The 13,597-nt window shown below is 42.5% G+C and carries 10 protein-coding genes; 6 read left to right on the top strand and 4 right to left on the bottom strand.

What is annotated here, in order from left to right; all coding sequences use genetic code 11:
* The coding region (locus L4C33_RS13710) for a S8 family serine peptidase (RefSeq protein ID WP_428812990.1) at positions 1 to 1,971 on the bottom strand (1,971 nt) is incomplete at its 3' end.
* 455 nt (positions 1,972 to 2,426) lie between these two features.
* On the opposite strand from L4C33_RS13710, the gene L4C33_RS13715 reads away from it, so the two are divergent.
* Entirely contained in the window at positions 2,427 to 3,674 is a 1,248-nt protein-coding gene (locus L4C33_RS13715) for an SGNH/GDSL hydrolase family protein (RefSeq protein WP_428812991.1), read from the top strand.
* A 67-nt stretch (positions 3,675 to 3,741) separates the two neighbouring features.
* Here the strand turns inward: L4C33_RS13715 and L4C33_RS13720 are convergent, their stop codons facing one another.
* A complete protein-coding gene (locus L4C33_RS13720; protein WP_428812992.1) occupies positions 3,742 to 5,073 on the bottom strand; it encodes a DEAD/DEAH box helicase in 1,332 nt (443 codons plus the stop codon).
* 322 nt (positions 5,074 to 5,395) lie between these two features.
* On the opposite strand from L4C33_RS13720, the gene L4C33_RS13725 reads away from it, so the two are divergent.
* A complete protein-coding gene (locus tag L4C33_RS13725) occupies positions 5,396 to 5,662 on the top strand; it encodes an Lpp/OprI family alanine-zipper lipoprotein (RefSeq protein WP_428812993.1) in 267 nt (88 codons plus the stop codon).
* 23 nt (positions 5,663 to 5,685) lie between these two features.
* On the opposite strand, the gene L4C33_RS13730 is transcribed toward L4C33_RS13725, so the two are convergent.
* The gene (locus L4C33_RS13730) at positions 5,686 to 6,579 is read right to left on the bottom strand and encodes a L,D-transpeptidase family protein (RefSeq protein ID WP_428812999.1); all 894 of its coding nucleotides are present in this window, start codon (positions 6,577 to 6,579) and stop codon (positions 5,686 to 5,688) included.
* Between the two features lie 362 nt (positions 6,580 to 6,941).
* Between L4C33_RS13730 and deoD the strand changes: the two genes are divergently transcribed.
* The 4 genes from deoD to L4C33_RS13750 all read left to right on the top strand — a co-directional run bounded on the left by deoD (position 6,942) and on the right by L4C33_RS13750 (position 12,446).
* Complete coding sequence (gene deoD, locus L4C33_RS13735) at positions 6,942 to 7,652, top strand: purine-nucleoside phosphorylase (protein ID WP_428812994.1); 711 nt, start codon at positions 6,942 to 6,944, stop codon at positions 7,650 to 7,652.
* A 68-nt stretch (positions 7,653 to 7,720) separates the two neighbouring features.
* Positions 7,721 to 9,190 carry a transposase gene (locus L4C33_RS13740; RefSeq protein ID WP_428812995.1) on the top strand — a complete coding sequence of 490 codons (1,470 nt, stop codon included), beginning with the start codon at positions 7,721 to 7,723 and terminating at the stop codon, positions 9,188 to 9,190.
* Positions 9,191 to 9,384: 194 nt separating this feature from the next.
* Positions 9,385 to 10,866, top strand: coding sequence for a tetratricopeptide repeat protein (locus tag L4C33_RS13745; RefSeq protein WP_428812996.1), 1,482 nt, complete (start codon positions 9,385 to 9,387; stop codon positions 10,864 to 10,866).
* Positions 10,866 to 12,446 (top strand): GGDEF domain-containing protein, encoded by a 1,581-nt coding sequence (locus L4C33_RS13750; protein WP_428812997.1) that lies wholly within the window; start codon positions 10,866 to 10,868, stop codon positions 12,444 to 12,446. Before L4C33_RS13745 ends, L4C33_RS13750 begins: the two co-directional genes overlap by 1 nt.
* 69 nt (positions 12,447 to 12,515) lie before the next feature.
* Here L4C33_RS13750 and L4C33_RS13755 read toward each other — a convergent pair whose 3' ends face one another.
* On the bottom strand, positions 12,516 to 13,403 hold the full coding sequence (locus tag L4C33_RS13755) for a DMT family transporter (RefSeq protein WP_428812998.1): 888 nt from the start codon (positions 13,401 to 13,403) through the stop codon (positions 12,516 to 12,518).
* Positions 13,404 to 13,597 lie beyond the last annotated feature (194 nt).

Here is a 13,597-nt window from a genome sequence, read left to right on the forward strand (position 1 = left end):
TTCGTAGGCTGCATAGCCGTAGACTAAAACTTGATATTGGCCTGACTGAGCATTAGAAACAACGCATTCTTCTCCATTACCACCGGCCCACGAACGACAGTCATAACTCTTCGTTGTTGGCTCCCCATTTGCTCTCACATATAAGTCAGCATCACCAGAACCGCCCGATAATGTAAAAGAAACAGAGGTCGCATCGCTTGGTACTTCAAAAGTATATACGGTGCTTGAGCGTAAACTGCCAGAAACAGGAGACTTAGGTACGTTATTGGTCAGTATCAAATCACTGATTCCACCATCGGGCCCATTACAGCCTAAATCCAGATACTCTTTCGCAGCATTAGTATTAATGAGTCCATATCCAGTTCTATCGTCACGCCCTGCAACATCAATATCTGTTGCTGTCGCTTTAAGAGCCGAACGAACCTGAGCCGCAGTACATTGAGGGTGATAACTCCAAACTAAAGCAGCAACGCCAGCAGCATGTGGGGTCGCCATTGAAGTGCCATTGTAGTACTCGTAATCTTCACCCGTCGTAGTCGACACAGTGATCTGCTGCCCAACAGCGCTTGCTAACTCTAAACCCAGTTCGCGATCCACCGTGACAGAAACCAATGGGTAACTGTTATTGTCATCAAGAACAAATGGGTTTTGTAGACCAGACAAGGCTTCATTACTGTAAACAATCGCGGCTTTTGCACCCGCGTTGTAACACGCTTTAACAGGGTCAATTTCAGGACGATACCCTGAACGTTGATTCTCTATGCGCTCGGTCAAACATACTTTGTCCGCCATATCTCCACAGTTATAGGCGTTCGTTGAAACGTCACACGTAGCAAGCTCAGCAGTCACATTCCCTGCAACACTACTTGCCTGGTAACTGCCTGTACCATCTAAAGTTTTACGATTATGAGGGACAACACCACGATTAAAATAGCTAACGCCATTTAAGTTAATATCAGAAAGAACACCTTCCCCAACAGTTACCGTAGACAGTACAGCCACACCCGGCGCTGCCACTTCAACTTGGTTCGTAGCTTGAGAGAACGCTGCATGGTGATTCTGGTTATCCGTTGCTGCTATCGACATCACTGAATCGTAAGAAGCTGGATAACTATGTGCTGTATTACCTGAGTTACYCGCTGCAGCAATAAGTAAAACTCCATTGTCATACTGCTGCTGAAGCGCATCTCTTTCAGTTCGGCTTGATTGACTGCCCCCTAAGCTCATATTGACAACATTCGCGCCATTTTGAGCACAGGTATCAATCGCTTTAACCAAGCTGGATGAGTACCCCCAACCAGACTCATTAAATACCTTAACAATATGTAAGTTTACATTTTGATTGGCCATGACACCTACGACACCTTCGCCATTGGYGATCGCCGCGATTGTTCCTGCGACATGAGTACCATGAGCATTATTGTTACCAGGTGAGCTCCATTGCCCTGTACCGCTATCATTTGTACCACTGACCTGATTTCCACTCAGGTCGTTATGCGTTAAGTCATAGCCGGAATCGATAATACAAACGGTTCGATTTCCTGAATGTTCATCCGTTAAGTTAGCGACATTAATAGCACTTTGACCCCAAGGCGACGTTTCACTCAGCAAAAATCGCGGAGGATCAATTTCAATGTATTCAACATCAGAGTTTTGTTGAAGGCTCGTGAGAGCTTCATCTGCCAACTCAACACTATAAACAGATTCAGCCCCCAACTTTTCTACGTTCGAAGCATTCACTCTATCTAATACAGACTCTTGAACCATTCTCGCCCCCCAAAATGGGTTTAAACCCATAGTGGATGGAACCGATGATTCTGACTCTTTAAACTTAACCATATATTTAACGGGAAGCTCGCTTTCATCCATCTGGATAGAGGGTGCGGCATAGCTACTTGTCGCCACTGACAATGCAGGAACTAAAGCGATAACCTTTAGTAAATGCTTGTTTTTATTATGTGTATTTTTCATTTGCTCTTTTTCCTTGTAGGAGCGTTATTATTCACTGCTGATAAATTCCCAAGCGTTCAGCTTGCTCAACCAGCAGGTCAAGAGCTATAGAACTAACAAATCAATTAATCCAATTTTATAAATGCAAATGGAAACTAATTGCATAACAGATCACAACAAAAACACCACAAGTTAACAACATAAAAACATTAACAATCCCTTATAAAGCAATAGCTTAAGTTTAATTTATAAATTTAAAGTCAATTGATTTGAATAAATACTCTAATTATTTTTCCGGCTAAATTTCATAATTACGTTGAAACTATGATCTTTGTACCAGTTTCTATTTGGAGTGAATTCAAATGGATTGACACACTAGCATTGATGAGAGATATAGGTCTGACCAGTTTTTGATAGTGATTCTCAAAAACAAATTTGACGAAGTATTCGTATACTTAACAGATAAGATTTTGCCTATGAAAAATACAATGTTGGGTCTGGCTTTATTAATGCCACTTGGGGCGCAAGCCTCTGAAGATATCGCACTAACTCCTGAGTCCATTTCATCTGCCCAGATAATGCAAACACAAGGTTCAGAAACCTATTCATATGTACGCTGTTGGTACCGCACAGATGCCAGTCACGATTCCCCAGCGACTGACTGGGAATGGGCGCTTGACGATAATGGTGAATATTTCACGGTTGAAGGGTACTGGTGGTCATCAGTTTCATTCAAGAATATGTTTTATAGCAACACACCCCAAGCTGAGATTAAACAGCGTTGTGAGCAAACACTCGACGTTCAACACGGCGCGGCCGATATTACGTACTTTGCTGCAGACAACCGGTTTTCATATAACCATTCTATCTGGACAAACGACACTGCCTCTCAGACAAGCAGCATCAATCGAATCGTTGCATTTGGCGATAGTCTTTCTGATACCGGCAACTTATTTAATGGCTCTCAATGGGTATTCCCTAACCCTAATTCCTGGTTCCTTGGTCACTTTTCTAATGGCTTAGTCTGGACAGAGTATCTTGCTAAAGACAAAGACATCCCATTGTATAACTGGGCGGTAGGCGGTGCTGCTGGTACAAACCAATACGTCGCTTTAACAGGAATTTATGATCAGGTGACTTCGTACCTTACGTACATGAAACTAGCGAAAAATTATCGCCCTGAAAATACGCTATTTACGTTAGAGTTTGGTTTAAACGACTTCATGAACTACAACCGAGAAGTCGCAGACGTAAAAGCTGATTTCAGCAGTGCTATGATCCGCTTAAATGACTCTGGTGCAAAAAACATTCTTTTATTCACTTTGCCAGATGCGACGAAAGCGCCTCAATTTAAGTACTCTACAGAAGCTGAGATCCTTAAAGTTCGCGCAAAAATAGTCGAATTTAACGAATTCATAAAAGAACAAGCCGCGTACTACCAAAGTAAAGGCGAGAACGTAATCTTATTTGATGCTAATGCTCTGTTTACTAGCATCACCAACAACCCTGAGCAACATGGGTTTAGAAATGCTGAAGACGCTTGTTTGAACATTCAACGTAGCTCTTCAATGGATTACCTTTACAGCCACAGTTTAACCARTGACTGCGCGACATACGGTTCTGACAGCTATGTATTTTGGGGGGTAACACACCCAACAACCGCCACGCATAAATACATCGCAGATAACATCTTACAGAACTCACTATCGACGTTTAATTTCTAGCCTTAAAGCCGAATAATAAGCATAAAAAAACCGCCATATAGGCGGTTTTTTCTTATTTAAAATAGAGTTACTCGTCATCCACTTTAGGGGCAACTTTCTTCTTTGGAATAAATACTGTATCGCCCACTGCCACATTGTTGTGGAAGCTCTTATCGCGCTTAACCGGTTTCTTCGGAGTCTTCTTCGCTTGAGGTTTACTTGCTTTCTGTGCAGGGCCACCTTTCTTAAAGGCAGGTTTACGCGGCTTAATGCCTTTAAACTTACCTTTCAAACCTTCTAATACAGAGAACGTTAAATCTTGCTGTAAGAAAAGCTCAATACGCTTGAAGCTGTCCCAATCTTTCGGGCCCACTAACGAAACTGCATCACCTTTATTACCAGCACGGCCAGTACGACCTACTCGGTGAACGTATTCTTCAGTGTGCTTTGGCATATCAAAGTTGATTACGTGGCTCACATTTGGAATATCGATGCCACGAGAGGCAACGTCAGTTGTAACCAAAATTTTGTAAACTGCACGCTCAAATTGACTCATGATCGCGTTACGCTGAGTTTGGTTTAAGTTACCGCTTAGTGCGACAGCTTTAAGTTTTTTCTCGTTCAGCTTTTCAGTCAGGCGATCTGTATCAGAACGAGTCGCAGTGAAAATCATCACCTGACGGTAATCCGCTTCTTCGATGATGCGATCTAATAAAGCTTCTTTATGATCCAGGTGATCACAAAGGTAGAATTTTTGAGTGATATCTTTATGTTCTTCGTTCGATACACCAATAGAAATACGCTTTGGTGAGTCTTGCATTTCTGCAGCAATACCATTTACTTCAGCATGGTCTAACGTTGCAGAGAACATCAATGTTTGACGACGACGATGCTTAGCAGCGTTTGAGATACGACGAAGTTCTGGAGCAAAACCTAAATCAAGCATACGGTCAGCTTCGTCAAGAATCAGCGTGTCTACGCCATCCAAAAACAAAGAGCGGTGCTCTAGGTGATCGGCAAGGCGACCTGGAGTTGCAACGATAAAACGTGGGTACTTACGCAGTGCTTTTACTTGATCGTTAAAGTTTTCACCACCAACGATCAACGTAGCTTCGTAAGACAAGCCATTTAGCATGCCACGTAATTCACCGTAAACCTGTTTAGCCAGTTCACGAGTTGGCGCCAAAATAACACCACGTGGGTCTTTAGCTGAAAACGCTTTAGTCTTTAGAGCCTTATGCAACATAGGCAGAACAAACGCTAAGGTTTTTCCTGAACCTGTTTTTGATGAAGCCAATAGATCCTTACCGGCAATGGCAACAGGAATGGCTTGCTGTTGGATCTTAGTCGCTTGTTTGAAATCGAAGTGTTTCAAGCTTTTTAATAAGCGATTATCTAGGCCTAAATCTTTAAAGTGCAAAAGGACTCTCCAGTCTTATGTTTCTGTATCGAAAATTTTTTAACGTAACATGATACCGCGAAACACATCAGAATGGGTAGAGATCACATAAAATTAATCATCTGTAGCCGAAATCCCTTCTCTATATTAATTAAAGCCGTAAAAGTCGTTGTTTCAAAAGTAAGACTTAGTTATCTCAATCACGTATTTACTTCAATTATTTAACATTTTTCTGTTCTTAACTATGTGGTTCTATTTTTTATCGCTACAATTATGGTGAAGCGACTATATGCCCAATAATGTATAGCGCATCTATTGATACCAAATTAATCAAGGAGTTCTTATGAACAAAACGTTAATCGCAGCTGCAGCATCTGTATTTTTTCTAGCGGGCTGTGCTTCTGGTCCTGATGAAGCAACGATGGCAAAAATGGATGAACTAAATAACCAAATTTCTCAGCTTAATAGCGATGTAGCCGCGCTTAAGAGTGAACATGAAAGCGCTGAAATGTCAGCGAAGCAAGCAAAAGACGCAGCAATGGCCGCTCAAGAAGAAGCAGCACGTGCTAACGAGCGTATTGATAACATCGCTCAGTCATACACAAAGTAGTTAAAGCACTATTTTAATAGCGCCTACTCTTGAGTAGGCGCTGCTATTTCTACAGGTACACCATTTTGAGCAAATATAGCGGCTCTGGCTTTGGTATCTGACATTTCCGCTTCTTCTAACCACCAAGACAATTCCAAAGGTATATCCAGCTGCTTTTTCGAACCGTCACTTCTTGTTAATGGCTCGTGAGCTTCAATAAATACACTTCTATCAGGTTCCAACGCAATTTTAATCGGCTCATTAATCACCGTTACTTTTTCACCTTTAGCAACTTGATTAAATAACCACTCAATATCTTTTGGCTCCATTCGAATACACCCAGAACTGACCCTTAAGCCAATCCCGAATTCTTTGTTCGTACCATGTATCAAATAGTCGCCGACACCGTAAGCCAACCTTAATGCGTATTGACCTAATGGGTTTTCTGGCCCCGCAGGAACAACTGGTGGTAATTCGATACCTTTTTCTAGGTACTCTTCTCTAATTGACTTAGGTGGTGTCCAGGTTGGGTTCGGTCGCTTTTGACTGATTTTAGTCACCATTTCAGGAGTATCACGACCCACTCTGCCAATACCCACAGGAAAAACGTGTACCTGATTAAGCTCAGGCTCAAAGTAATATAAGCGCAATTCCGCAAGGTTAATGACAATACCTTCACGAGGAGTTTGAGGAAGGATAAAACGCGAAGGAATGCTAAGAACATACCCTTCTTCGGGTAAAAATGGATCTACTCCCTTGTTCGCAGCCATTAATGAAAGGAAGCCAACATCATATTGCTTGGCGATATTCGCTAAGGTTTCACCCTCTACAATTTCATGGTGCTGGATTCTGCCTATAATGCGGCTGCTATCTTGGGGTAATTCGAATGTTGCAGCATGCACACCACCAGCAATCAATCCAGACGTCAATATCGCCATTTTAATTGCTTTGCGAATTTTACTTTGTAATGGGGTCTTCCACTTGGTTTGCATGAACCGCCCTTAACCTATTTATATAACGTAAGGTTAACGTCCTTTGAGCTGTATGATCAACTATGCCGCTGAATAATTGAGCCATCCTTTTCAACAAGAACAGTAAACAAATCGATTGCCTTTCAAGTTTCAACAGATTTAGTTATCAATATAGACTGCACTTGAAATGCTGACTTGAATTGTGACAAACCTCTCATGGAAGCGCTATATAACTCGCTAATATTGCCTCAACAGAAACAAACAGATTCAACAGAATTGGTAATTTACCTCCTGTTCGGTAAATAACGGTAAAACTTTGGAGAAGTACAATGGCAACCCCTCACATTAATGCACAACCTGGTGATTTCGCAGAAACAGTTCTAATGCCAGGCGACCCGCTTCGCGCAAAATACATCGCAGAAACTTTCTTAGATGACGTGAAGCAAGTTTGTGATGTTCGCAACATGTTTGGTTACACAGGTACATACAAGGGCAAAAAAGTATCGGTTATGGGTCACGGCATGGGTATCCCATCATGCTGTATCTACGTACACGAACTGATTGCTGAGTACGGTGTTAAAAACGTAATTCGCGTAGGTAGCTGTGGCGCTGTACGTGACGACGTGAAACTAATGGACGTTGTTATTGGTATGGGCGCTTCTACAGACTCTAAAGTTAACCGTATTCGTTTTAACAACCATGACTTCGCAGCAATTGCTGACTTCGGCCTTCTTGAAGAGTCAGTTAAACAAGCTCGTGCACAAGAAGTACCTGTGAAAGTTGGTAACGTATTCTCTGCAGACCTTTTCTACACTCCAGAAGCTGACCTTTTCGAAAAAATGGAAAAGCTAGGCATCCTAGGTGTTGATATGGAAGCAGCAGGTATCTACGGTGTTGCTGCAGATCTAGGTGCTAAAGCACTGACTATTCTAACAGTTTCTGACCACATCATCCGTGGTGAAAAACTAAGCTCAGAAGATCGTCAAAAGTCATTCAATGACATGATGAAAGTAGCTCTAGAAACAGCAATCAACATCTAATCGAGTTGAAACGCAGTACTTCGCAGCCAAGTTCGCTTGGCTGCCCAGATAATCCCGAGGGGGCGATCGTGTCCAACGGCGAACTGCCAAAAGACGCAGATGGTTTACAACTCAACTTTTGTAAAACATTGGCGTGTGACAACTTTGGATTGAGCGATGCAAAACGATATGTTTTGCAACATGCGAACCCTAAGCGTCCGGCGATGGTTTGTCGTGAGTGTGGAGCTTTCCCCCCCTTACTTAACAACCGTGAAGTGTTGAACGAACTGCATCGTTTACGACAACTTCACAGTGATGGTCTACCCGCTTGTCGAAGTGACGAGTGTGATAATTTTGGGCTATCCGTACACACCCATAAACACCTCTATCATGCTTTTGGCTATAGTGGTGATCGCCAGCGTTACCGTTGCAAAAACTGCCAATCTACTTTCGTAGACAAATGGTCAGGTTCTAATAAAAAGCTTCAATTTCAAGAAAACCTCATGGGACTTCTGTTCATGGGTTATTCCGTACGTGAAATTTGTCGAAAGTTAGAAATAAACCCAAAAACCTTTTATGACCATGTTGATCATATTGCCAGTCGTTGCCGTAGAAAATTAGCGATGATAGATGCAAGGTGGGTTAACCACGCTTCAGAATACCAATTCGCTTCCCACTACCAGTTATTACAGCCAAACAGTAATAACGGTGTTTTGTGGATCGCCACCGGTGAAGCTCATTCAGGTTACATCCTGTGCCAACATGTAAACTATGCAAGTAGCGAAGAGCCGCTTGGTCAAACCGATCACAACCCGTACGACGATATTGCTCGGTTTGTATCGAGAGATCACTCTGTCGAGGCAAATTTAGGTACACCTGCACCGTCGAAAAACCTACGTGAGCGTATTGAACAAAAATACCAAATCATTTTGGCGCGTGGGAATGTCGAAGATCCGATGGGTAACCTGACGTCATTTACTTATCCATCTAAAGGCGCATTAGTCCGTCCACCCTATACCTCTTATGCACACTTCTTACATGTTTTAGATATGTGTGACCAAGATAAGCATGTTTCAATCTACATGCCACAAGACCCATTGCTCCGCTCAGCAGCCCTCAGCGTTTGCTTACCTCGTATTCAAAGCCAAAATATTGACTTAATGTACGTCGAAGAAGATAACGGCTGGAACAACGATAGAACAATCGACAAGGTTGATATTGTTCATATGAGTTGGTGGCGAGATCGTTGGGCAATAGCCAATCAAGCAGACTCGAAAAAAGGTATCTGCTATTTATCTGGTTCAAAACCATCGCCAAAGCTATGGTTTAACAAAGCAAGTATCAAACAAACTGAATTCTATCAGCAACGTTTCCAGTTGCTATTTAACAGTTTCATAAATGAACCGCGTCGAAAACTTCGCCCTGGCGGAATACTCCCCCTACTAGACATATTTAGAGCTTGGCACAATTTATGCTACCAAGATAAGCAAGGATTGACTGCCGCTCAACGTCTTGGTGTTACAGAAACGCCATTAACGCTGAAGCAACTCCTCTCGTAACACTTAGAAACATTATCCGTGGTTCATATAAAAATATAATTTGTTATTCCAAAGCTAGAATGCGAATTAATACTATATAATTAGTAAATATATATGACGTAGGCTGGCACTTTGAGAATAAATAGTGCTTATCCATGGCCACACACATATAATGATTGTGTTATCAATATGTTCGGTAATAATGGAAATTCGACTTGGATAAAAGCCACTACCTTCTTGAAACAGAATTGGAGCAACTGCGGAATCGATTAGATTCCGAGCCTAAAGTTGTCTATGAACACGCTCAGCAATCCCTAGCGCGAGCTGAACAATTGCTGTTTGAAGAAGGAGCGATTCAATCGTTAATCCTCATGTCTCGCAGCTGTTGGGAATTAATGGATTACAGAAAAGGCCTCAAGTATATCAAAGAGGCGTATTCCAGACAGAGTCGCCTAGACACTGATAACTTTCTTCCTGAAATTCTTCACCTACATGCTCTCCAGTTCTGGGGACAAGCCAAATACTATTCTGCCCAGCAATTTTGGATCAACGCTCTTGAGCAATCAGCTTTGGTTGATGAAGTTGAGATACAAATTGAATGTTTGATCGGCTTAGGAAATATTTGGCGTATTACACATGAATACAAACTTGCTTGTTCCACCCACCGACTCGCCGTAAAAGTTGCCAACAACACACGTATTAACTGGTTAGAAGGTAAGGCTAGGATCCTGCTTGCATGGGATTATTACCTGTTACAAAACCACGTTGAAATGTTGTCAGTGTTGGATGGCGCAGAAGAAGTTCTAAAAGGTCACAATGACAAAACGTGGCAGGCAGAAGTGTGGGATTTCCGAGGATTAGCACTACTAGGGCTGGAAAGACTTGATGACGCAGAACGAGCGACTGAAAAAGCGCACAGTTTAGCGGTTGAGCATGATCTAACATGGATGAAAGCTCACTCTTTTATCAGCAGAGCCCGTTTAGAGCTGCTACGAAAAAACCTTGTGCAAGCGGCCGAACTACTTGATTTAGCAGAGCAATCAGCCGGGTCATTCGACAATGGTGAACTCCTGAGCCAAATTTGCTTCCAACAATCATTGGTAGCAGAACAAAACCAAGACTATGAAGCGGCATTTACGGCTTTCAAAAAGTACCGTCAATATTCTACTACTATGCTTCGTGAGCAAACGACTCGCGTTGGTCTAGACAAAGCTCGAGGCTCTAAGCGTCAACTAGAACAACGTGCCCGAAAACTCATTAATCGAATTCGTGGACAACACGAATATGACCCAGAAAAACACTTTTCACACGTCGTATCCGAAACTTATTGGTGGGAGAAGTTGGTTCTGTATAAAACGGAGCTCAAACGCTCTAACCACAGCATTATCATGTTTCAGCACGTTGACCCTGACTACTTAGAAGTGTGCACTGAAATTGCGCATACGCTATGTAATCAAAACGACCTTATTTCGAGGCTCAGCTCAGAGCGTGTGGCATTAATGCTTTCAGAGAAAGACGAAGCCGCACAAGCTGTCTTCAACACTCTTGAAACTATGCTCGATATTTACCCTTGGCACCGACGTGGGCTCAAGGGAAATAAACCAGAGATTTCTCTCAACGATATTTTGACGTTCCCTTTTACTCTTGAACAACTCGAAGAAAGTTCCGATTTAGAAACCCCAAGAGGTAAAGGCTAATGGAAACGTTACTGAATAAAATCACAGATGCCGGCCTCGATGCTTCTTCTGTTTCAGGTGAAGAAGCCATCATCTTTTGGAACCATATACGCCAGCATATTTCGACAACTCCAAAAGAGCGAGCACACTGCTACATCATCAGTGCCGAATACCGCGCAGAGCTAAAGCAGAATCAAGTTAGCTTGGATGAGCTTAGACTTGCGCTCGATTTACTTAGACTACCAGACGATGTTGACGATATTCTCACGGTGAAATGTAGCCTCAGTGAACGTTTGGTTGAAGTCGGTGATTACACCGCTGCGCTCAACGAATTTGTCACTTCGTCTACTATCGCCGTTGAACATGGGTACATCGACGAATATGCGCTATCGATTGTAGGGATGGGTAACCTGTGTGATGCCTATGGCGATCACAACCGAGCATTACGCTATTACCAAAAAATAGACAGTATTGACCACGCCTTGAGTAGCCGTTCTTTACGTTTGAGATACAAACTGCATACGGTCGCCAGTTTGATTAACTTGAACCGAATTTCAGCGGCTAATGACTTACTTCGAGAGTGCGAAGAATTAAGTATTTTGGTAAGTGATAAACTACTTACAGCTCAGATTTTGCTGTATCAAGCAAAAATGTACCGAGCACAAAAAGAATACCATCAAGCTCTATTATGCTTATCTAAGGTTCAATATTCGGCTAGCAATCTTCAAGCTAGTTGGCTTTCAACAATGATCCGTCTTGAGCTCGCGCATTGCTTAAATATTATTGGCAAACAGCAAATCGCCAACATGATCTTAGAGAGCACCAGTAAACGTATTAAACTTTACTCTTCTCCTGTACTTGCGAAGCACTTTTATGACTCGTTAAGTAATGTCTGTGTCAGTCGAGGTCAATTTAAAGAAGCATTAGCCCACGAGAAGAAAGGCTATAGAATTGAAACCGATTTGATGAAGCAAATCCCTATCAGTGAACTTGGTGCAAGCCAGTTACGTCGTCTTTCTCGTTTTGAGCTTCAACTTAAACTGATCTTATCTGAGCAAGAGAACAAAGAGCTAAAAGAAACAACTGAACAACATAAGAATACCGTAGCTCAGCTACAACAAGATGTATTTACCGACCCACTGACTAATTTGCACAACCGCCGTTGGTTAGACGTTAAGCTCAAAGACTTATTGCTACACGAAACCCCATTCGCATTAATGGTTGTAGATATAGACCACTTTAAATCGATCAATGATGAATTGAGCCACCTTGTCGGCGACAAAGCCATTGTCAGCGTTTCACATGAACTTTCGTCGTATTTTAAATTTAGAGGGGCATCTTGTGTACGCTTTGGCGGTGAGGAGTTCTTAGTCATCTTAGAAAATGCTGACTTAGCGAAAGCAGAACTGCACGCCGAAAATTACCGTGAGCGTATTTTCCAATACGGTTGGAATGAGATCCTTGGCGAACGTGGATTAACGGTAAGCGTTGGTATCACCATGCACCGAGATGGCGAGAATACGCAAAGAACATTCTATCGCGCCGATAAAGCACTGTATCGAGCGAAAGCAAATGGTAGGAATCAAGTTTGTACTGAGTAGGTAACCCTACTCAGACATTGCTACACGGCTTTATGAAGCAGCCTTACTTACGACGACTGATTCGCAAACTTATAAGAAGAAAAGTGATATTCCACCCAGAGCGACCAGAGTTCCGATAATACTATTTCGTGACACCCTCTCCCCTTTCAAAGCATAAATAACTAAGATAAACACCGGACTTGTCGCTATCAAGGTTTGGGCAATTGCTGGGTTAGCATGTTTAAGAGCGACTTGCTGCAACCAGAGGGCTAAAAATGTCCCGACAAAAATGGCGCTCAGTAACCAAAGTTTATCTCTACTATGCATCGATTTTAGATTAGTAACCATAGATGAAAAGGGCTTACGCTCTACCCATGGGATCAGCAACATAACGGCTGCCACTCCTACGCTCAGCCGTATCAATGCACCAAGTAACGGCGGTATATCACCTGCGACTAATGCATAGTGAGAAATCACCACTCCAGATGCCTGACACACACTTGCAACTAACCCAAAGCCAATGCCACTCCATGCCGTTTTCTCTCCAGAGTTGTTAGGTTGAAACACAACAAAAGTGACGGCTAATGTCGTTATGATGACTCCAAGCCAACTTTGGAGGGTCAGCGCTGCGCCCAAAAACGTCAGTGCCAGCACACCAGACAAAGGTGGAGCCAAAGATTCAAGCAGCAGCGTTTTGTTTGCTCCTATTCTCTTCAAAGATGCAAAATAAGCGCTGTCTCCAATCGCAATCCCTATTACTCCAGAGAAAGCCAAAACCCAAAAGTGAGCTGGACTCAACTCTAGATCAGGCATTGGTAAAAATGGCATGACAACCAACATCATTCCAGAGGCCACAATTCCTTTAACAATGTTCAGTTGTAACGCACTAAACCTATGCCCAAATTGTCCATAAATCCATGTCGCTCCAGCCCAGACTACCGCAGCCCCAATTGCGGCAAACTCACCGACATATGTCATATATTTATCCTTATTGGTGCGTTCCGTTCAAAAGGTAAGCAACCGAAAAACTACATTCGACAAGCATCACACATACCGCAAAAAATAGTCGATTTTTGTCCACTAAATTATTTTTATAACAAATACTTACCCCATAGCGTAATATATCTACATCTTATTTATAACATTAACAAGGAACCGTTATGTTTTTAGAC

The sequence above is a fragment of the Vibrio makurazakiensis genome (assembly GCF_050337375.1).
GTDB lineage: Bacteria > Pseudomonadota > Gammaproteobacteria > Enterobacterales > Vibrionaceae > Vibrio > Vibrio makurazakiensis.

Excerpts from the sequence above, each read along its gene's own strand:
- L4C33_RS13725 (WP_428812993.1), top strand. The coding sequence starts at position 5,396 with ATGAACAAAACGTTAATCGCAGCTGCAGCATCTGTATTTTTTCTAGCG.
- L4C33_RS13730 (WP_428812999.1), bottom strand. The coding sequence starts at position 6,579 with ATGGCGATATTGACGTCTGGATTGATTGCTGGTGGTGTGCATGCTGCA.
- deoD (WP_428812994.1), top strand. The coding sequence starts at position 6,942 with ATGGCAACCCCTCACATTAATGCACAACCTGGTGATTTCGCAGAAACA.
- L4C33_RS13750 (WP_428812997.1), top strand. The coding sequence starts at position 10,866 with ATGGAAACGTTACTGAATAAAATCACAGATGCCGGCCTCGATGCTTCT.
- L4C33_RS13755 (WP_428812998.1), bottom strand. The coding sequence starts at position 13,403 with ATGACATATGTCGGTGAGTTTGCCGCAATTGGGGCTGCGGTAGTCTGG.